Genomic DNA, 22,307 nt, shown 5'->3' with positions numbered 1-22,307 from the left:
GTGATAAAATCAAAGTTCCTATTTGTTGTAAAATAAAAATACCGAAGTGGTACAATTTACACCTTTTTGGTTGTTGGGTGTTTCCGTTCTTGTTTTAGTTCCTCTACAGCATTGGGAGCATCATACATTGGCAATCCCAAGTCTCTTTTTACTTCTTTATTTTCCATAGCTAAATCTATGCCTAAATTAGCACAGGTAGCTGTTTTGCCAGCATCATCTTTTTAGTTGGCTACGGCAATGATTTTTGCGTTCAATTCTGTTCCTCCTTTCAATTTTGGGTACAAAAAAAGAGCTATTCACATAAACTAACTCCTTTTTAGAAAATGGCATTATTCAATTTTATCTATATAAAAAAGTTGTCTACTCTAAATAAGAGCAAACAACTTTTTGTTTTCCTATTTAATTTTAATTATTGGCAAACTCCAAAATGTTTTAAGGCATCTTTTATTGCCTCTACCTTTTCGGGTGTTGGGTGTTTCCGTTCTTGTTTTAATTCTTCTACAGCATTGGGAGCATCGTACATAGGTAATCCCAAGTCTCTTTTTACTTCTGCAATATAGGCGGTATGCACCTTGAAATTATACTTGCTTTCTATATACTCTTGCATCATTTTATAGGTTACTCTTTCGCTTGGTCTATATTCTTCAGCCTTTCTCGCTATCTCATCAATAGGAATCTGTCCTTCCTCATCACCAAACTCCACATTTATGTTGATATGTGTGTCTGCTTTTTTGTGGGAGAGCGATACAACCGTCTCCACATGCCCCGTCCAGCAAAATAAATCTACAGGCTGCACTTCTAAAGTTTTATATCCTCTTTCCTCTAAGTATCTCAAATCTCTCGCTAAGGTTGCAGGGTTGCAGGATATATATACTATGCGTTTGGGCTTCATCTGAGCTATTGTCTCTAATACTTCTTTTTCACATCCTCTTCTTGGAGGATCTACTACTAATTTATCTGCCTTTATTCCTCTTTTTAATAACTTGGGAAACACATCTTCACTAAGGCCTTGTATAAATTCTACGTTTTCTATTCTGTTAAGTACCGCATTCTCTTGCCCGTTTTTTACGGCTTCTTCTACTGCTTCGACTCCGTAGACCTTTCCGGCCTTTTGGGCCAGATATAAACTTATAGTACCTATACCGCAATAAAGATCTACGACTACCTCATCTTTTTTCAAATCAAGGTATTCCACTGCTTTTTCATATAATACTTCCGCCTGTTCTCTGTTTACTTGAAAAAAGGAGTTGGGAGAAATACTATATCTGAAACCTCCTATACAATCTGTTATGGTATCTTGTCCGTATAATTTAATGTTTCTGCTTCCCATCATTTCCGAATCTGCCCTCGGGTTTATATTCTGATAAATACTTTTCACTTCTTTTATATTTGAAAGCCTTTTTATTAATTTTTCTTTAAACGAAAATCCTTTGCGCGTTGTAGTAAGTATTATCATTGCTTCTTTATGCTTCGTTGTTCTGACTGTTATATTCTTTAATTCGGAAGTATCTTCATTTTTTAATATATCTCTTATACTATTCATTATTTTATCAGATAACTCATCCTGTATAATACATCTTTCTATATTAATTATATCATGGCTTCTTCTTTTGAAATAGCCGACAGATGATTTTCCTCCTACTGATTTTACTTTAAATTCCCCCTTATTTCTATACCTATATGGAAATTTCATTCCTATAGTCGGATGTATTACTGCTCCTTGAATTTTTCCTATTCTCTCCAATGCATTTTTCACTATGCTTGTCTTTAACTCCAGTTGCTTATTATAATTCAATCTGTGAAATTGACATCCGTCACAATCCATGTCGTATATACATTTTGAATCCGTTCTGTATTCAGAGGGAGAAATTACTTTTACTATTTTTCCTAAGGCATAATTCTTTTTTATATCTTCTATTTTGGCAATCACTTGATCTCCCAAAATAGCTCCTTCAACAAATATCGTAAACCCATCTGCCTTTCCTACTCCTTGTCCTTCTTTTGTCATATCCCGTATTTTTAATTCTATTTCTTTGCCTTTCCAAAATTCTTCCTTCATATGTTTCTTCCTTTCCAAAAAAATAGGGGCATTTAAAATGCCCCAAAAAGAATCAGTATCCCTTTTTTCCTTCTTAAAATCAATTATCGACCAAAAAAATTTTTTCTATACCTTATTTGTTTACCATTTTAAAAATAAATGTGCATTTCCTTTTTTAATCATTTTCGTAAATCTTCTTATCAAATATTCCCTGTAAAAATCTCTCGTAGGGGGGACTACAAGAGTTATCCCTATAATATCCGTAATAATTCCCGGCATCACAAGAAATATTCCTCCTAAAAATATACATAAAGCACTTATGATGTCATTACCCGGTATTTTACCTTGACCCAATTCTTTATTTACTTTTATAACAGTTACTTTTCCTTCAGTTATTGCCAGATAACATCCTGCGATTCCTGTAAGAATTATAAGTAATACAGTAGTCCAAAACCCCATATTTTTAAAAAGCTTAATCAGTATGAACAAATCAAGTATGGGTGTTATAACTAAGAATAATACTAATTTATTCATATAACACTCTCCGTTTCCCTTTTTATTTTGGTTTATAGAACTTTCACTTCACCGTTATATATCAATCCGGTAATACTATCTGCAGTAACGACACTGCCGTCTTTAAGTATACTCGTTGCATTCTTTGCTCCCACAATAGTTGGTATCCCTAAGTTCAACCCTACTATAGCAGCATGGGAAGTAAGCCCGCCTTCTTCCGCTATAATGGCCGATGCAATTTTTATATATTCAATTATATCCTTATCCGTAGCTTTACTTACCAATATATCGCCCTTTACAAATTTCCCTTTCAGTTCTTCTGGGCTGTTTCCTATGCAAACTTTTCCCGTTACCGCTTTGGCTCCGACTCCTGTTCCTCTAAGGAGGATTTTTCCTACTGTATGAACCTTAATAAGATTAGTGGAACCGGGAACACCTGCAGGTATGCCTGCCGTTATGATTATCAGATCTCCTTCTTTTATGTATCCCTTCTTCAATGCACAGTGAATTGATAAATCTATTACTTCATCTGTAGATACACTTCTCAACGATAATACAGGATACACTCCCCATATCAATGATAATTTTCTCATTATTTTTTCAGAAGGTGTGGCAGCAATAATAGGAGCTTTAGGTCTGAATTTTGATACAGCCCTGGCCGTATATCCGGAAGACGTTGCTGTAATAATAGCACTTGCTCCCAAGTCTTCAGCAGTGGCACATGTAGCTCTGCTGATAGCGTTAGTACTTGTTATTTCATTTCTCATGGATTTAACTTTAAATAATTGTCTGTAATCCAAAGAAGACTCTATTCTTTCAGCGATTCTTCTCATAGTCTTTACTGCTGCTATGGGGTATTTTCCTGATGCCGTCTCTCCCGACAACATTATAGCATCGGTGCCGTCCAATATAGCATTAGCTACGTCTGTAGCTTCGGCTCTTGTAGGCCTCGGATTTCTGATCATGGAATCCAACATTTGAGTTGCTGTAATTACAGGCTTTCCAACCAAATTACATTTTCTGATAATACTTTTCTGTATCAGGGGAATCTCTTCAGTAGGTATTTCCACTCCCAAATCTCCCCGTGCCACCATTATCCCGTCTGATACATTTATTATCTCGTCAATATTTTCCACCGCTTCACGGCTTTCAATCTTTGAAATTATCTCTATATTATTATTTCCATTTTGTTCAAGTATCTTCCTTATTTCTATAACATCTTTACCTTTTTTTATAAAAGATGCTGCTATAAAATCAACTTCATTTTTAATTCCAAATTTAATATCCTTTATATCCTCATCAGTAAGAACAGGAAGATTTGTTTTTACACCCGGGACATTAACACCCTTATGGTTTGATAAAGTTCCCCCGTTTTTAACAACGCATTTAATATCCTTACCATCAATTATATCTTCTACCTCTAATTCTATAAGTCCATCATCTATAAGTATAGTGTCTTTCCTCTTAACATCCTTTGGAAGTTCGGCATAACTGATTCCTACAATATTTTTATTTCCCGGGACATCTCTTGAAGTAAGAATAAATTCATGCCCCTCTTCCAATTCACATACTCCGTCTTCAAATTCCTTAATTCTAATTTCAGGCCCTTTTGTATCCAGCATAATCCCAATAGGTAAATCAAGTTCTTCTCTTAATTTTTTAATAGTGACGATTCTTTTCTGATGTTCTTCATGACTTCCATGTGAAAAATTTAATCTTGCAACATTCATTCCATTAATTATAAGCTCTCTCAATACCTCTTCTTTTTCAGATGAAGGTCCTATAGTACAAACAATTTTAGTTTTTTTCATTATTTTTCCTCCCATTTCCCTTTTAAATTGAAAGTACTCTTGCAATATCAAACATCTTCTCATCAAAAGCCTTCTCGACATTTAAAGCTTCTTCCAGAGGTATAGAATATATTTTATTTTCCTTTATTCCAACAGCAACCCCGGATTTTCCCTCCATCAAAAGTTCTACAGCTTTAAAGCCCATCCTGCTTGCTACTATTCTATCAAAGGCAGTAGGAGTTCCTCCTCTTTGAATATGGCCTAATATTGTAACTCTTGTTTCTATATCCGTCTTTTCTTCAATGCTCTTAGATAACTCATAAGCATTGCCTACTCCTTCAGCCAAAATAATAATACTATGAAGTTTTCCTCTGTTTCGACCTTGTATAAGTCTCTTGCAAACTTTGTCTACATCCAATTCTTCTTCCGGAACAATTATACTTTCAGCTCCGCCTGCCATTCCCGAATATAAAGCAATATCGCCACATCTTCTTCCCATGACCTCTATTATATTGGCTCTTCCGTGAGAAGCAGATGTATCTCTGATTTTACTTATAGCATCTACTACGGTTTCTACCGCTGTAAAAAATCCGATAGTATAATCAGTATATCCCATATCATTGTCTATGGTACAAGGTATCCCTACGCAGGCAATTCCTCTCTCGTTTAAAGTTTGAGCTCCTCTAAAAGAACCGTCTCCTCCAAGTATTATCAAACCATCAATTCCAAAAACATCGATTACATTCAATGCTTTTTTTAAACCCTTTTCAGTCATGAATTCCTCACTTCTGGCAGTTCTGATTATAGTTCCTCCTCTATGAATAATATCTGCTACAGAAGAAAGGTTCATCTCATCAATATCGCCATTTATAAGCCCGTTGTATCCCTGTTTTACAGCCATTACCTTCATCTTATTGAATATTCCGGTTCTTACAACTGCTCTGATTGCTGCATTCATTCCAGGTGCATCTCCACCACTTGTTAATATTCCTATAGTTTTCATTATAGATAGACCCTCCCTTATATAATAACAAAATATAAAACTACATATAACCTAAATCAATTAATACAGTTTGTACTTCCTCAGCCTCAAATTCAGGTGCTAATATTTCATAAAGCATCTCTTCTCCTTCTTTTGCAAAAGGTTTTACTTTTATTAAAAATCCTTCTGTCTTCAGCTTCTTTTCCAATTCCGCTGCATTTCCCTTTCCTTCTATTACATACACCGCTGTCCACATACCTTTCGCACTCCTTAATTAAGTATTATAAGAAAAGCTTCTATTGAAACATTATAATGTGGCTTTTCTTGAAACTCATTTACGGAAAGTCTTTTTTAATCAATATTATATGTAAGGACTTCCCTATTCGTTATAAAAATATTATAGCACAATTATAAATACTTGATATTATAAACGTTTTAGCAAATTTTTATACAATCTTTTCCCAGTACATCTTCCAATTTTTCGATCAAATCACTGTCATGGGAATCAACCCAAAGATCTCTGTCCGCCATAATAGTCCTATTCTTTTTTTCCATGTAAATATACACAGGAGTTTCCCCCTTATATTTCATAAGAATAGATTTGATCTCATTAAATATATCTTTATTGTTTATATTAGGTATCTTTATATATAATTTATCCTTATTAAATCTTTGTAGCGGTTTAACAGATTCACATATTATTTTAGGATCCTCATCCTCGCTTAAAGAAATTCTTCCTTTAACTACCACCACGCTATCCTCAATTATATATTTATTAAATTTATCATAAACAGCAGGAAAAACAATTATTTCAATTACCCCGTATAAATCTTCCAATGTTATAAATGCCATCATATTATTATTCTTTGTTATTTTGTTCTTTTTAGATATTATTATACCCCCTAAGGTAACAGCCTGCCCGTCTGAAATTCCGCCTGCTGACATTTCTCCTTCTTCTTTCGTTCCCAATATATCTATTGTGGACATATTAGAAACTTTCTTTAAATCTTCCTCATAAGGCGCTAAAGGATGTCCGCTGACATATATCCCCAGCATCTCCTTTTCCATGGTGAGAAGTTCATCTTGGGAATATTCTTTGACATCAGGAAGATCATCCTTTAGGATATCACTATTGTTTACATCAAAAAATGAAGTCTGCCCATCTATATTATTGCGTTTATCCTTATGGGCTCTATCCATTATTCTTTCAAATACCTTTATCAATTGCGCTCTATTTCCTCCAAGGCTTTTCATGGCACCACATCTGATCAGGCTCTCAATGGCTCTTTTGTTCATTACAGAAGAATTTATCTTTTCAACCCTTTGACAAAAATCTGTAAAACTTCTATATCTGCCGCCATCTTTTCTTCCTTTAACTATAACATCTATTAATACGTCCCCCACATTTTTAACTGCTGACAATCCAAATCGTATTTCATTATTAGAAACAGTAAATTTTCTATCACTTTCATTTATATCGGGAGGAAGTACCTTTATATTAAGTCTTTTACACTCTTGAATATAAAGGGAAACTTGGTTCGTATCTCCCATAACGCTGGAAATAAGTGCTGCCATAAATTCCACCGGATAATAATATTTAAGCCAAGCCGTTCTGTAGGCAATCATAGAATAAGCGGCAGAATGAGATTTATTAAAAGCATATTTTGCAAAATCAATCATCAAATCATATATTTTCCCGGCACTTTTTTCATCTACACCATTTCTTATAGCCCCGGGTATTTCTATATTACCGTCAGAATCTGTCTTCCCATATATAAAATTTTTTCTTTCTTCTTCCATTACGGCCATTTTCTTTTTACTCATAGCCCTGCGGACCAAATCGGCCCTTCCCATGGAATATCCTCCTATATCCCTGACTATCTGCATTACCTGCTCCTGATATACAATACAGCCATAGGTAACTTTCAATATTGGTTCCAATTTTATATGGGGATACTCTATTTTAGAAGGATTATTCTTATTTTCAATATACATTGGTATTTGATTCATAGGACCAGGTCTGAATAGGGCATTGGCAGCCACTATATTTTCAAACATCGTGGGCTTCAATTCCTTAAGGAATCTTCTCATTCCTGCACTTTCAAACTGAAACACTCCCAAAGTATCTCCTTTGGAAAACATATTGTATATATTTTCATCATCATAAGAAAAATTAGAAAAATCTATTTTAATCTTGTGATTCTCTTCAATTAAATTTACCGCATCCCTTATTACCGTAAGAGTTCTAAGCCCAAGAAAATCCATTTTTAATAATCCCATTTCTTCCAATTCCGTCATCGTATATTGAGTAGTAATGGAATCACCATTTCTAGACAGAGGAACATATTCGGTTATAGGATCTTTGGATATAACAACCCCCGCAGCATGAGTAGAAGTATGCCTCGGCAGTCCTTCCACCGCTCTCGCTAAATCTATGAGTTCCTTTATTTCCGGCTTATTTTCATATTCATCCTTCAATGCCTTATTAACTTCAAGAGCTTTATCTATAGTCATTCCCAACTCCATAGGAATTTGTTTTGCAATATAATCAACTTCTCCATAGGGCATATTGATAGCCCTTCCTACATCCCTTATGGCTCCCTTCGCCTGCATAGTTCCAAAGGTAACTATTTGAGCTACTCTGTCCTTCCCATATTTATTTATTACATAATCTATAACTTCTTCTCTTCTCTCATAGCAAAAATCCACATCAATATCGGGCATAGTAACTCTTTCGGGATTTAAAAATCTCTCAAAAAGAAGTCCGTATTTAGTGGGATCAATATCTACTATTCCTAATGCGTAGGAAACTATACTTCCGGCGGCCGAGCCTCTCCCCGGCCCTACCATTATTCCATTATCCTTAGCATATTTTATAAAATCCCATACTATAAGAAAATAGTCCGTATATCCCATATTAACTATGGTGTTAAATTCAAATTCAAATCTCTTTTTTATATTTTCATCTATTTGTCCATATCTCTTCTTAAGCCCTTCCTCAGCAAGTTTTCTCAAATACTCTACATTAGTATATCCTTTGGGTACATCATATCTGGGTAAATGTAAATGCCCAAAATCTAATGTTACATTACATCGTTTCCCAATTTTAACTGTATTGTCTAATGCCTCTTCTACATTTCCAAATATTTCTTTCATCTCATCATAGGATTTTATATAGAACTCGTCTGTAGGAAATTTCATTCGGTCTTCGTCATCGACTTTCTTCCCTGTTTGTATACAGAGAAGTACATCATGAATCTTAGCATCTTCTCTTTTTAAATAGTGGGCATCATTTGTTGCAACAAGAGGTATCCCCGTTTCCCTGCTTAAATTTATTATTTCTTCATCTACCAGCTTTTCTTCTCTCATACCATGATCTTGCAACTCTAAGAAAAAATTATCCTCTCCGAATATATCTCTATATTCCAGAGCAATTTCCCTTGCTCTTTGAAAATCACCTTCAAGAAGGTTTTGAGGGATTTCTCCTGCCAAACATGCACTTAATGCAATTATTCCTTTGGAATATTTTCTAAGTACGTCTTTATCCACTCTCGGCTTATAATAGAAACCATTTACATATCCTTCCGAAACAATTTTCATCAAATTTTTAAGCCCTTCATTATTTTCCGCAAGAAGAATCAGATGGTACTGCTCCCTTCCTTTAGGATCTTTCTGAGTATACCTTCCCCTTGATATATATATCTCACAGCCCAATATAGGCTTGATACCATTTTCCACAGCTTCCTTATAGAAATTTATTACTCCGAACATAGCCCCATGATCGGTAATAGCTATAGTATCCATATTTAATTCCTTTGTTCTGTTTATCAAATCTTTTATCCTGTTTGCCCCATCAAGAAGACTGTATTCCGTATGAACATGGAGGTGGACAAATTTCCCCGTTTCAGACATATCTATTATCCTTTCCAACAATTTTATTAATTATATTTTAACATATAAACATATAACATGTAGAAAAAATTTCTATGCTAATAAAAAGAGTAGGATACCCTACTCTATATATCTTCCAACTTCTTTGAAAGCAATTCTACCAAAGCTTCAACAGCTTCTTTTTCATCCTCTCCTCTGGCTGTAATAATTATCTCCTCTCCCTGGAATGCTCCTAAGGACATCACTCCCATTATACTCTTGCCGTTTACTTTTCTGCCTTTTGATTCAATATTTATCTGACTTAAAAACTTATTTGCAACTCGAACAAACAGCGCTGCAGGTCTTGCATGGAGCCCAACCTCATTATTTATAATAACCTTCTTTGAATACATTCTAATTTCTCCTTTCTCTTTTGATATCTTCTGCAATATTTTCTATTTTTCTAAACCGATGATTGACTCCGGATTTACCTACCGGAGGATCAAGCATCTTTCCCAATTCTTTAAGGCTTGAATCTTTATGGCTCAATCTCACATATGCCAAATCGGAAAGACTTTTAGGAATTTTATTTAATCCAATGGTACTTTTAATATATTCTATATTTTCAATTTGCCTTAAAGAAGCATCTATAGTTTTTCCCAGATTAGCAGTCTCACAATTCACTATTCTGTTAATATTATTTCGCACTTCTTTAATCACCCTGATATTTTCCAAATCCAGCAAGGCAGAGTGTGCACCCATTATATTCAGGAGATCCACTATCTGTTCTCCTTCTTTTAAATATACAACATAATTCTCTTTTCTTAAGACAATTTTGGAATTTAAAGAAAAACTGTTAATTAAACGGGAAAGTCCTTCAGCATGTTCCAGAGAATTTACAACAAACTCTAAATGATATGTTTTTTCCGGATTACTAATAGAACCACCCCCTAAAAAAGCCCCTCTGATATAGGCCCTCTTACAGCACCTCTTTTCTACTAATTTTTTCGGTATTTTATAAGTGGTCAAACAATTTTTTGATAAAATATCTTCTATCAATCCTAAGTCCTTTAATATTTCTATCGTCTGCTGACTATTTGAAATTACTATGAAATAACTGTTATTCTTTTTAAGCTGCCTGTTTTTTCTTACCATTACTTCAATTTCACTATTATATAACGTTTTCAATAATGTAAATATCCTTCTCGCAATAGCGGCATTTTCAGTTATCAATTTTAAATGTATTTTTTTTCTGCCATTTATTTGAATTGATCCATTGGTCTTCAAAAGAGAAGCTAATTCTGCCTTCATGCAACAGTTATTTTTAATAGGAATTCTTGAAAGTTCATTCTTTGTCAGCGTGGAAAAAGACATATTCATCTCCCCCATCTATACATTAATCAAAGATATTGCTTTTAAAACAATATTTCTTTCATCTTTATATTTAATTATGTCCGGAACCCGGCCCATATAAACGAAAGCCGCTTCAGCAAATCCCTCACTTTTCTGCGGAACGCACTCCATACTCTTCGTAGTCATAAGATACCAATGGACGGTTTTATAAATAATTTCATCTTCTCGTACATTGCTAAATTTATAACTTACTTTTCCAATATACTTTAGTATTTGTGCCTTTACCCCACCTTCTTCAAATACTTCTCTTAAAGCCGTATCTCCTATCTTTTCTGATTTTTCAATTCTCCCTTTAGGCAATACCCAATCGCCATTGAATTTTTTTAAAAGAAGAATAGTATTGCTAAACACTACTACACCTCCAGCACTTATCTCCTGCAACATATTCTTCACTCCTAATTCTATATATAAATAAAGATAAATTGCAATGATATCATTTAAATTAATTAAACTATAAAAAAAATAATTTTAACAAAATATTTTAACAAATTAAAGCACTCAGTTATTTTTTATTTAAGTTTATCATATAATGGTCCATTTGTCATAAGTTCCTTGGTTTATTTTAAATAAATTTTATAACAATATATTATAAAGGATTTTTACGATAAGTCAACAAATTTTATTAATTTAATTGATTTTACAGTTTAGTTTATAGGTATCTTAAAACCTAAATATTTTATAGAGGATGATAATAATGAATATAAATGAAAAATTCATAATAAATATTAACGGAAAAAATTTTGTAACTTATGAAGGCCTTTTAGACCTGGCTCACCAAAAAAATTTAAAATCCATGGATGTGGAATTAATTCAATTTCCACAGAAGGAAAATAATTATACTGCTATTTGTAAAGCTACCGCATTTACAGATAAAGAAAAATTTACAGACATAGGAGATGCTAATCCTCAATCGGTAAATTCTAACTTAGTACCTCATCTAATCAGAATAGCTTCTACCAGGGCGAAAGCAAGAGCTTTAAGAGATTTAACAAATATAGGAATGACCGCTTTTGAAGAAATATTGTTTAATGAAGATGTTCCCTCGGAAGATAAAAAAGAGGTTACGGATTTTATCGATGAATTGCCCACAAAAAGGCAGATTGACACAATTAAAAAATTATCCGATGAACTGAATATGAACATCGCCTATGAAAATTTAACTAAAAAATCCGCCGGAAATCTCATATCAAAGATGATCAATGAAAAAAGCAGAAAACATTAAATTAAAATCTAATCAAAAGCCTTTTTCGCTCTCTTTTCTTTTGCCATTCTTGTAATTATTTCACATAATTTTATGCTGTCATGGCGAATATAATTTTTCTTTATATCAATAAGATTTTCCTTTATTATCCCAATTCCTATGGAATTCAACTTTTCTTCATCCTCCTTTGAAAAAATTACAGGAGTAGCCCCATCTTCACTGTATTTTTTGAGAGTCTCTTCAGGTATCTCTTCTACATTTGCAATTACATAATCTATTAAATCCTCTCTGCTATGGTAAATTATTGCATTTACATGATCCCATAAGGAATATCCGTCAGTTTCTCCAGGCTGAGTCATTACATTAGAAATATAAATTTTAATTCCATCTGCAGCCGATATGGTATCGGCCATATCCTTTATTAAAAGATTCGGTATAACACTGGTATATAAACTTCCGGGTCCCAGTACAATAGCATCCGCTTCTTCTATAGCATCAATAGCTTCTTTCATGGGAAAACTGATTTCCGGTTCTATATATACATGGTCAATTTGGCTGGACATTGCTTTATTTATCAAAGGAATATTTGACTCCCCGTGAACTTTTTCCCCGTTTTTAAGAACCGCATGAAGCTTTACCTTTTCCAGAGTTACCGGCAGAACCTTTCCGGTTACCGCCAAAACATTACAGGTTTCCCTCACTGCTACTTCAAAACTTCCATATATTTCATTCATTGCAGCAATAAAAAGATTCCCGAAATTCTGTCCCTTGAGACTTCCTTCTTTAAACCTGTACTGTAATAATCTTGCCATTGTCGGTTCCGTATTTGCAAGAGCCAGAATACAACTTCTTATATCTCCCGGAGGAAGCATATCCAAATCTTCTCTTAATATTCCAGAACCTCCCCCGTCATCTGCTACCGTTACTATAGCGGTTATATTAGATGTATATTCTTTCATTCCTCTTAATAATATGGAAAGTCCCGTTCCTCCTCCTATAGCCACAATTTTAGGTCCCTTGGACAAAAATTTTTTTCTTACCGATTTTCCAGTATTCATACCTATATATCTTCCCCCTTACTTTAAATCCCTATGGCGCAAAATAATTCTGTTTCCTTTTTCTTTTAATTCTTTGTATATAACATTGGCAATGGACACCGAGCGATGGACCCCGCCGGTACATCCGATTCCAATCACCAATTGAGTTTTTCCTTCCTTTATATAATATGGTATGAGAAAGTCAAGCATATCTTTCAACTTTTCAATAAAAATTTTTGTCTGTTCCCACTTCAGTACATAATCCCTTACATTATCATCATTTCCTGTAAAGTTCTTAAGCTCCGGAATATAATAAGGATTGGGAAGAAATCTCACGTCAAAGACCAAATCCGCATCCAGCAATATACCATGCTTAAATCCGAAAGAAACTACCAAAATTGTAAGCTTTTTAGATTCTTTTCCTTCAAGAAATATGGTTTCTATTTCCCTCTTAAGCATACCAATAGTTAAATTGGTGGTATCAATAATATAGTCAGCCCTCCTTTTAACTTCCCTAAAAAGTTCCCTCTCCTTAGAAATTCCATCTATTATTCTTCCCGTAGGACTTAAAGGATGAGGACGTCTCAATTCCTTATATCTTTTTACCAATTCACTGTCTGCCGTATCCAAAAACAAAATTCTGTATTTAAACCCTTGAATTTTCAGTGTATTAAGGCTCTCAAATAAATCATCAAAAAATATTCCTCCTCTGATATCAACAACTACCGCTACTTTTTGTATATTACTCTTAGACTGATAACATAATTCCGCAAATTTAGGAAGAAGTTGAGGCGGAAGGTTGTCCATACAATAATAACCAATATCCTCCATGGCTTTCATAGCCTGGCTTTTTCCTGAGCCGGAAAGGCCTGTTATTATCAAAAATTCCATCGTCATATTTCTTCACCTCTTTTCTATTTTCTTATGTTCAATATCCTCTCAAAAGGTAATCCCGCTTTTAATGCTCTTTCTATACCTTCATCAATATTTCCTACATCTTTCGGTATATGAGCATCACTGTTTATATAAAATGTAACTTCTTCTTCCATTGCAATTCTGATATTTTCCACAGAAAGCTGACTGTGGTGAGAATTTATTTCCAGAGAAACTCCTCTCTCAGCAGCTGCACGAGATAGCCGCTTAATATCCACCGGTACTTTTGAGCCTGGATGAGTAATAATATCTACGGGATATCTATTCATAGCATTTATAAGAGCCTCCGTATTTTGCTCTGCCATTTTCTCCCTAATTGATAAAGATATTTTCCCCAAAAGGTTTAAAAAATATAACTTGTTTCCGTCGGAAAATGTAGACGGGATTGCTCCAAAATGATATCCCAAAAGCATAATATCAAGATAACTCAGCATCTCATCATCTACATCTATTTTCCCATCATATCCTATTACGTTTGCTTCTATTCCAAGCAATATTCTTATTCTTCCCTCATATTCCCGATTCAAGGCATTTATTTCTTCTCTCATTACCTTGATATTCTTTCGCTTTACTCCATAAGATATATGCCTAAATCCATGATCTGTTATGGCAATTTCCTTAAGTCCTTTTTTAATCCCTGCTTCCGCATTTTCTCTTATAGTACCTTTTCCATGACTGAATACAGTATGAGTATGATAGTCTCCGTATATTTTCATAAAATGTCCTCTACTCTTCTCCAATTATTTTTATCTCAGGTTCTAATGTAAGATCAAAATTATCTTGAACAACTTTCTGTACTATTCTTATTAATTTCTTAACATCTTCACATGTTGCATTATCTATATTAACAATAAATCCGCAGTGTTTTTCCGAAACTTGTGCTCCTCCGAATCTCAAACCTCTAAGCCCCGAATCTTCAATAAGTTTCCCCGCAAAAAATCCTTCAGGCCTTTTGAAAGTACTTCCCCCGCTGGGAACATTCAGAGGTTGTTTTAAATTTCTTCTGTCTCTTAATTCATTCATTTTCTTTTCAATTTCTTCTTTATCTCCGCAATCAAGTTCAATTTCTGCTTCCAATGCTATTAAATTTTCATCTCCTATTCGACTTTTTCTATACCTGAAATTCATCTCATCTCTGTTAAAATATACTATATCTCCATCTTCATTTAAGCATTTCACTCGGCTTATTATATCTTTCATTTCACCGCCATAAGCTCCCGCATTCATCATTACGGCTCCGCCTATGCTCCCGGGAATCCCGCTTGCGAATTCCATCCCTTCAAGTAAATTCTTCATGGCAACCTTGCTTACAGTACTCAACAATGCTCCGGCTCCCGCTTTAATAATATTGTTTTCTATCCTTATCTCACCTAACCCATCTCCGACCTTTATGACTACTCCCCTTATTCCCTTGTCGCTCACCAACAAATTAGTTCCATTTCCCATTATATAAAAGTTAATTTTATTATTTCTGCATATGTTTACAGCATTTAAAAGTTCTCCTTCATTTCCCGGTATAACCATTAAATCTGCCGGTCCCCCTATTTTAAATGAAGTATGAGCTTTCATCGGTTCATCAATAAGCACGCTTCCTTTAATTATAACATCGTTAAAAATATTTTTGATATTTTCCAACAAGAAAACCACTCCTATAACAATATTCATCTCATATTAATTATTATACCTTATTGCAGTAATAATTCCACTCTATTTTTAGCATCCTCTATAGCCTCATAAGAAGTTTTATACCCCTGTATTGCAAACTTAACTTCCTGCTGTATTACCTTCTCTATTCCAATCCATTCTTCACTTACTGGAATATACCTTGTATAAGACAGACTGTCTTCTATTCTCTGCATATATATATCGTCTGAATACATCCCTTCTATTCCCCTTATTACCGGAAATGTTCCTATAGATTCCAATGATCTTTGAGAACTTTCTTCTAACAGATACTTTAAGAACCTTACACACATATCCGTTTTTTTCTCATCTTCCCCTTTCATTATTCCATAAGAAATTATTCCGCTGCTTAGCACGGTCGGAAGCTTTTCATCCCCCATAGGATAATTTGCAATATCAAAGTTAAATCCCTCTCCCGAATCCTTTAATCTTTGAAGTGTGGGAATCAGCCAGCTCCCTCCGGGATATACCCCAATAGCCTTCTCCTTTGTAAACATTTCCCAACATTCACTTTCGTCTAAATATCCGAACAGCCCCGGAGCTACCTCATATTTGGTTTTCAAGTCCATTACCTTTTCTAACCCCTTCATAGATTTTTCCCCATAAAAAGCATATCTATCCCTTTTCGGATCAATTATTTGAGCTCCGTCACTGATAATCATTCCCCAAATATTATAGCTGTCTTCTTCTACAAATGATAAAAAACCATATCTGTCGACTATTCCATCTCCGTCAGAATCATAAGTGAGCTTTTTAAGAACGTCAACAAATTCTTCATAGGTCCAATTTCCGTCCAGAGGAGGAGATACCCCTCTTTCATTAAATAAATCTAAATTGAGATACATAGTATAAGTAGTAAGCATTACGGGAAGAGACAGAAAATCATTTTCTTCCTTAATTTCATTCGTTGCCTGAATTCTCAAACTTTCCAACTCTTCTTCCGTAAAGTACCCGTTTAAAGGCTGCAGTTTATCAAAATAAGGAAACATATTGTTCACCGGAATAATATCGGGAAAATTTCCTTTATCCATTTCTTCCTTCATTTTACTATATCCTTCTTTTTCATCCATTGGAGTAAATTCAATGTATATTCCCGGATATCTTTTTTCAAATCTTTTTATTCTTTCCTGAATCCACCCGTATTTACTTCCTGTCTCAGCAGTTAACCGGGGAAAATCCCCAATATTTATAATTCCGGAATAAAGTTCTTCTTCAGCAGGAATTAAACTTTTTATATCCTTAAAAATCATATTATAACTCCAAAATATCATGAAAATAATTAAAATAATTCCCGATAATATTTTAATTACTCTTACACTCATAAGACTCACCTCCTAACTATAAATATTCAAATTCAAAAATCTTTATGTACAAAAAACTTAAAAAAAATATCCGTCATAAAAACTCATATCGGATATTTCTTTTAAAAGTTTAACATTAAATTTAAATACAAATTAATGGTCTTTAATCATTATCTCAGCTTCTTTATCTGCAATTAATTCCACATAACCTCCAATAGGAAAAGTCATATTGGGAGTTGTGTGTCCAAAATCCACATTTGAAATTACGGGTATATTCTTTAATTCCCTTTTAGATCTTATTATTTTAACTAATTTTTCGTCTCCCATTCCGGATGCAAGTTGAAATCTTCCTATAACAATTCCTTTTACTCTTTCAAAATCCGGCTGATGTATTAAGGATTGTAAATCTCTATCAAAATTCTCCGGGAAAGTCAACTCATCATCTTCAATAAACAATACTGCATCCTTTAAATCCGGCATGAACTCAGTTCCCTGCAGTAAGTTTAAAGTACATAGATTCCCTCCCAATATTTTTCCACAGGCCCTGCCTTTATTTATTACATTATATCCTGTATTTTTATAAAACTTTCTGTTATTATGTAAAAGATGGAGAAGCTGAGCTTCTCCATCTTTTATTGATTCAAATTTATTCAGCCATCTTTTTATATTTCTCATATCTTTCCTTAGCATCTTCCTCGGCTTTCTTGAATAGCTCATCTGCCGATTCGGGGAAAGTCTTCTTTAAAGAAGTATATCTTACTTCACCGTTGATGAAATCCATAAACGGTTCTTTTGGTTCCTTGGAATCCAATATAAACGGATTCTTTCCTTCTTCTTTAAGAAGAGGATTATATCTGTACAGATGCCAGTATCCTGTATCTACTGCTTTCTTTTCTTCATTTTGAGTAGTTCCCATCCCTGCTCTGATTCCATGATTAATACATGGAGCATAAGCTATTATTAATGATGGTCCGTCATAATTTTCCGCTTCGGTCAGAGCTTTAATGAACTGGTTCTTATCCGCTCCCATGGATACCTGTGCCACATATACATATCCATAAGATGCTGCAATCATTCCTAAATCTTTCTTTCTAATCCTTTTTCCCGAAGAAGCAAATTTAGCAACAGCCGCTGTCGGAGTAGATTTTGAAGACTGACCTCCTGTATTTGAATATACCTCTGTATCAAATACCAATACATTGATATTTTCTCCCGATGCCAACACATGGTCAAGTCCTCCAAAGCCTATATCATATGCCCAGCCGTCACCGCCGAAGATCCATACGGATTTCTTGATTAGATAATCCTTTAATTCCGTAATTTCTGCAAGTATTTCCTTGCCTCTCTCATCAGACACTTCTTTTTTCAAAAGAGGAAGCATCTTAAGAGCCGCAGCTTTTGAGCTTCTTGCATCTTCTTTTCCCTTTATCCACTCATCAAATACATTTGATATCTCTTGGTCTATATTTAACGCAATAAACTCCTTCATTAAATCTTCAATTTTGCTTCTCATTTGTTTAACTGCTACAGCCATTCCATAACCATATTCGGCATTATCTTCAAACAAGGAATTTGCCCAAGCCGGTCCTTTACCTTCTTTATTAGTACAATAAGGCATTGAAGGCGCGCTTGCTCCCCATATTGATGAACAGCCTGTAGCATTAGCTATAATCATCCTGTCTCCAAACAACTGAGTTGTAAGTTTTGCATAAGGTGTCTCTCCACATCCGGCACAAGCTCCCGAGAATTCAAGCAGAGGCTGTGAAAACTGGCTTCCCTTAATACTGTTTAAAGACATCAAATCATCTTTAACTGATACTTTCATTGCATATTCCCAATTCGGAATTTGAGTTTCTGCTTGTTCTTCCAGTGGCTTCATAACTAAAGCCTTACCCTTGGCAGGACAAATATCCGCGCAATTTCCGCAGCCGGTACAATCCAACGGACTTATCTGAATCCTGTATTCCAATCCTTCAAGGCCTTTTCCTAAAGCTTTTTTGGTTTTAAAACTTTCAGGTTTATTTTTAACTTCTTCTTCATTTAGCAAAAACGGCCTTATTACTGCATGAGGACAAACGAAAGAACATTGGTTACATTGAATACATTTATCTATCTGCCATTCGGGAACATTTACTGCTATTCCTCTCTTTTCATAAGCAGCAGTTCCGCTGGGGAATATTCCGTCTTCCATTCCTACAAACGTGCTTACCGGAAGTTTATCTCCCTCTTGTCTATTCATAGGTTCCAAAATATTCCTTATAAAATCCGGAACTTCTTTCTTGGAAACTTCTTTATCATCTTTAGCGTCTTTCCATGAAGATGTCACCTGAACTTTATTTAACAATTCAATTCCTTTATCTACAGCCTTATAGTTCATATTAACTACTTCTTCACCTTTTCTGCCGTAAGTTTTAGCTATGGATTTCTTCAGGTATTTAACCGCATCCTCCATAGGAATAACATCGGCAAGTTTGAAGAAAGCCGACTGCATAATCATGTTTGTTCTGTTTCCAAGGCCTATTTTACTTGCTATATCTGTAGCATCTATTGTATAAAAATTTATATTATGTTCTGCTAAATATCTTTTTACATTTCCGGGGAGCTTCTCTTCCAATTCTTCATTTTTCCAGGTACAATTAAGAAGGAATGTACCTCCGTCTCTTAGTCCGTCTAAAACGTCATATTGATGCAAATAAGCCTGTTTTGAACATGATATAAAATCTGATTCCTCAATGAGGTAAGTCGATTTTATAGGTTTCTTCCCAAATCTTAAATGGGATATAGTTACTCCGCCGGATTTTTTGGAGTCATAGGAAAAATATCCTTGAGCATAAAGATCTGTTTCATCACCTATAATTTTTATAGCACTCTTGTTGGCTCCAACTGTACCGTCTGAGCCTAAACCCCAGAATTTACATCTGATCGTTCCTTCAGGAGCGGTCTTTATTATATCCTTTACATCTAAGGACAAATGAGTTACATCATCTACTATGCCTACAGTAAAACCATCTTTTGGATTTTCAGATTTAAGATTGTCATAAACCGCTTTTATTTGTGACGGAGTAGTATCCTTTGATCCTAATCCATATCTCCCACCTACAATTAAAGGAGCATTTCCTTTTCCATAGAACAATGATTTCACATCAATATATAAGGGTTCACCTATTGCTCCCGGCTCTTTAGTTCTGTCCAACACGGATATTTTCTTAACAGTCTTGGGAAGAACATCGAAGAAATATTTTGCTGAGAAAGGTCTGTATAGATGTACCTTTATTACTCCTACTTTCTCACCCTTTGCTCTCAAATAGTCAATTGTTTCTTCTATAGTTTCCGTTACTGACCCCATAGCTATTATTATATTTTCAGCTTCCGGATCTCCGTAATAATTAAAAGGCTTATAATCTCTTCCTGTAACTTTGTTTATCTCCTGCATATAATCGTTAACCAGATCAGGTATCTTTTCATAAAATGTATTTGAGGCTTCTCTTTCCTGAAAATAAATATCAGGATTTTGAGCAGTTCCTTTTACATAAGGTCTTTCAGGATTTAAAGAACGATTCCTGAATTCATTAACTGCATCCATATCAATTAAATTTTTAAATACATCATAATCTATTACTTCTATCTTTTGAATTTCATGACTTGTTCTAAAACCGTCAAAGAAATGCAAGAAAGGCACCTTTCCCTTTATTGCACTTAGATGTGCAACTCCTGCCAAATCCATTACTTCCTGAACTCCTCCCGAACAAAGCAATGCAAATCCTGTCTGCCTTGTAGCCATAACATCCTGGTGATCTCCAAAGATAGACAATGCATGACTTGCCAATGCTCTTGCGGAAACGTGAAACACTCCCGGAAGCAATTCTCCTGCAATCTTATACATATTAGGTATCATAAGCAACAAGCCTTGAGATGCGGTAAAGGTCGAAGTTAATGCTCCGGCTGAAAGTGAGCCATGGACTGCCCCGCTTGCTCCTGCTTCCGATTGCATTTCTGTAACCTTTACTCTTTGTCCGAAAATATTTTTTTTGCCATGGGCCGACCAATCATCAATCAATTCCGCCATTGTAGAAGAAGGTGTAATAGGATATATTGCCGCCACATCTGTAAATGCATAGGCTACATATGCAGCTGCCGTATTTCCGTCCATGGTCTTCATAACTTTTGACATTAAATAAACCCCCCTAAATAAATACTTTGTAGAAAAACTAACACTATAAATGAAATATAATACTTTTTTAGTTTCTCAAACAATTCACAATTTAAGTATAGTAAACATTAATAGTAAAGTCAACATCTAACTGCCAATGCTTTTAATTGAAAACATTTTTATTCTTGTATTATTATAATTAAAATTAATTTAAATAAATTTGATTATTTTGTATCAATGTCCTTGAGTTTCTTTTTTTCTTCTTTCAATTTCCGATTTTACTCTTTTATCCATTTCTCTGGCTGCACTATATCCCAAAAGTTTTTGCCTGGTATTTCTGGCAGCAACTTCCACTATAGTTGCCGTATTTCTGCCCGGCCGTACCGGAATAACCAATTTGGGAATCTTTTTACCCAATATTTCCGTATAGTCTTCATCCAGCCCTACTCTGTCATACTCCTTATTTTCATCCCAATATTCCAATTGTATGACTAAATCTATAAAACCCCAGCTCTTTACCGAACCTACACCATATAGTCTTTCAATATCTAAAATTCCTATACCTCTGATCTCCATAAAATGCCGTATTATTTCAGGGCATACTCCTCTTATTTCATCTTCCATCCTTTTAATTTCCACTATATCGTCTGCTATAAGTCTATGGCCTCTTTTTATTAACTCCAATGCAGTTTCCGATTTTCCTACTCCGCTTTGTCCCATTAAAAGTATACCCAGGCCGTATACTTCCACCAATACTCCGTGAACCGTCATTTCTGGGGCTAAAACATAGTCAAGGTGATTAATCAATACATTGATGAGCTTAGTAGTGGAAATGCCCGTCCTAAATATTGATACATTTTTTTCCTTGGCAAACTGCAGCATTTCAGGAAAAACAGGTAATCCTCGTGAAATAATTACAGCAGGAATAGGATAAGAAAAAATTTTTCTCATCCTTTCAACCCTTATCTTTTCTTCCAGGCTATTACTGTAGTACCATTCTACAGTGCCGATTACCTGAAGCCTTTCAAAGGCAAAATGTTCAAAATAGCCTGCCATTTGAAGCCCCGGTCTATTTACATCGCTTTTGTTGATTTTCACCTGACTTATGTCATCTGAAGCATATATAATTTCCAAGTTTAAGTCTTCAACCAATTTATCCAAAGTAATATAATTCATAAATTGCCTTTATCTCCCTTCTATTGCTCCGGTATAACCAAACAAGCTAAAAAGTATGCTAAAACTCCGCCAATGCCGGCAGAAAAAACAGTAAACAATATCCAGACTAATCTTATGATGGTAGGATCAACATCCAAATATTCACCTATTCCTGCACATATCCCGCATATCTTCCTGTCATTTGCCGACCTGTACAACCTTTTTGTCATATTGAATCCCC

19 protein-coding genes are annotated in these 22,307 nt (G+C 34.7%); 1 reads left to right on the top strand and 18 read right to left on the bottom strand.

What is annotated here, in order from left to right:
* Positions 1-409: 409 nt before the first annotated feature.
* The 9 genes from rlmD to EQM13_RS04715 all read right to left on the bottom strand — a co-directional run bounded on the left by rlmD (position 410) and on the right by EQM13_RS04715 (position 10,990).
* On the bottom strand, positions 410-2,059 hold the full coding sequence (gene rlmD, locus EQM13_RS04755; protein WP_128752073.1) for a 23S rRNA (uracil(1939)-C(5))-methyltransferase RlmD: 1,650 nt from the start codon (positions 2,057-2,059) through the stop codon (positions 410-412).
* A gap of 120 nt (positions 2,060-2,179) precedes the next feature.
* Positions 2,180-2,572 (bottom strand): FxsA family protein, encoded by a 393-nt coding sequence (locus EQM13_RS04750; protein ID WP_071140353.1) that lies wholly within the window; start codon positions 2,570-2,572, stop codon positions 2,180-2,182.
* Positions 2,573-2,604: 32 nt separating this feature from the next.
* Positions 2,605-4,362, bottom strand: coding sequence for a pyruvate kinase (pyk, locus tag EQM13_RS04745; protein WP_128752072.1), 1,758 nt, complete (start codon positions 4,360-4,362; stop codon positions 2,605-2,607).
* A 22-nt stretch (positions 4,363-4,384) separates the two neighbouring features.
* Entirely contained in the window at positions 4,385-5,344 is a 960-nt protein-coding gene (gene pfkA / locus EQM13_RS04740) for a 6-phosphofructokinase (protein ID WP_128752071.1), read from the bottom strand.
* 40 nt (positions 5,345-5,384) lie between these two features.
* Positions 5,385-5,579: a hypothetical protein gene (locus EQM13_RS04735; protein WP_071140351.1), complete on the bottom strand. Its 195-nt coding sequence runs from the start codon at positions 5,577-5,579 to the stop codon at positions 5,385-5,387.
* Positions 5,580-5,758: 179 nt separating this feature from the next.
* Positions 5,759-9,235 carry a DNA polymerase III subunit alpha gene (locus EQM13_RS04730; protein ID WP_128752070.1) on the bottom strand — a complete coding sequence of 1,159 codons (3,477 nt, stop codon included), beginning with the start codon at positions 9,233-9,235 and terminating at the stop codon, positions 5,759-5,761.
* 104 nt (positions 9,236-9,339) lie between these two features.
* Positions 9,340-9,606 (bottom strand): HPr family phosphocarrier protein, encoded by a 267-nt coding sequence (locus tag EQM13_RS04725; RefSeq protein ID WP_071140349.1) that lies wholly within the window; start codon positions 9,604-9,606, stop codon positions 9,340-9,342.
* A 1-nt stretch (position 9,607) separates the two neighbouring features.
* Positions 9,608-10,567 (bottom strand): DNA-binding protein WhiA, encoded by a 960-nt coding sequence (gene whiA, locus EQM13_RS04720; RefSeq protein ID WP_128752069.1) that lies wholly within the window; start codon positions 10,565-10,567, stop codon positions 9,608-9,610.
* A 15-nt stretch (positions 10,568-10,582) separates the two neighbouring features.
* Positions 10,583-10,990 (bottom strand): NUDIX hydrolase, encoded by a 408-nt coding sequence (locus tag EQM13_RS04715; RefSeq protein WP_128752068.1) that lies wholly within the window; start codon positions 10,988-10,990, stop codon positions 10,583-10,585.
* Positions 10,991-11,300: 310 nt separating this feature from the next.
* Between EQM13_RS04715 and EQM13_RS04710 the strand changes: the two genes are divergently transcribed.
* Positions 11,301-11,828 (top strand): hypothetical protein, encoded by a 528-nt coding sequence (locus EQM13_RS04710; protein WP_071140346.1) that lies wholly within the window; start codon positions 11,301-11,303, stop codon positions 11,826-11,828.
* An 8-nt stretch (positions 11,829-11,836) separates the two neighbouring features.
* On the opposite strand, the gene EQM13_RS04705 is transcribed toward EQM13_RS04710, so the two are convergent.
* From EQM13_RS04705 to EQM13_RS04665, 9 genes are all read right to left on the bottom strand, one after another.
* Positions 11,837-12,865: a gluconeogenesis factor YvcK family protein gene (locus EQM13_RS04705; RefSeq protein ID WP_083381902.1), complete on the bottom strand. Its 1,029-nt coding sequence runs from the start codon at positions 12,863-12,865 to the stop codon at positions 11,837-11,839.
* A gap of 18 nt (positions 12,866-12,883) precedes the next feature.
* The gene (rapZ, locus tag EQM13_RS04700; protein ID WP_128753449.1) at positions 12,884-13,735 is read right to left on the bottom strand and encodes an RNase adapter RapZ; all 852 of its coding nucleotides are present in this window, start codon (positions 13,733-13,735) and stop codon (positions 12,884-12,886) included.
* Positions 13,736-13,758: 23 nt separating this feature from the next.
* Positions 13,759-14,493, bottom strand: a complete 735-nt coding sequence (locus tag EQM13_RS04695) for a PHP domain-containing protein (RefSeq protein ID WP_128752067.1) — start codon at positions 14,491-14,493, stop codon at positions 13,759-13,761.
* A gap of 10 nt (positions 14,494-14,503) precedes the next feature.
* On the bottom strand, positions 14,504-15,412 hold the full coding sequence (gene murB / locus EQM13_RS04690) for a UDP-N-acetylmuramate dehydrogenase (RefSeq protein ID WP_128752066.1): 909 nt from the start codon (positions 15,410-15,412) through the stop codon (positions 14,504-14,506).
* 50 nt (positions 15,413-15,462) lie between these two features.
* On the bottom strand, positions 15,463-16,782 hold the full coding sequence (locus EQM13_RS04685) for an ABC transporter substrate-binding protein (protein WP_128752065.1): 1,320 nt from the start codon (positions 16,780-16,782) through the stop codon (positions 15,463-15,465).
* A gap of 132 nt (positions 16,783-16,914) precedes the next feature.
* A complete protein-coding gene (locus EQM13_RS04680; RefSeq protein ID WP_206172805.1) occupies positions 16,915-17,436 on the bottom strand; it encodes a S66 peptidase family protein in 522 nt (173 codons plus the stop codon).
* Positions 17,408-20,932 (bottom strand): pyruvate:ferredoxin (flavodoxin) oxidoreductase, encoded by a 3,525-nt coding sequence (gene nifJ, locus EQM13_RS04675; protein ID WP_128752063.1) that lies wholly within the window; start codon positions 20,930-20,932, stop codon positions 17,408-17,410. The genes EQM13_RS04680 and nifJ overlap by 29 nt, the downstream gene beginning before the upstream one ends.
* A 213-nt stretch (positions 20,933-21,145) precedes the next feature.
* The gene (gene hprK / locus EQM13_RS04670) at positions 21,146-22,087 is read right to left on the bottom strand and encodes an HPr(Ser) kinase/phosphatase (protein WP_128752062.1); all 942 of its coding nucleotides are present in this window, start codon (positions 22,085-22,087) and stop codon (positions 21,146-21,148) included.
* Between the two features lie 20 nt (positions 22,088-22,107).
* Entirely contained in the window at positions 22,108-22,296 is a 189-nt protein-coding gene (locus tag EQM13_RS04665; protein WP_128752061.1) for a PspC domain-containing protein, read from the bottom strand.
* Between the last annotated feature and the right edge of the window lie 11 nt (positions 22,297-22,307).

It is taken from the genome of Acidilutibacter cellobiosedens (assembly GCF_004103715.1).
Classification (GTDB): Bacteria; Bacillota; Clostridia; order Tissierellales; family Acidilutibacteraceae; genus Acidilutibacter; species Acidilutibacter cellobiosedens.
This window is presented reverse-complemented; position numbering and strand designations above follow the sequence as displayed.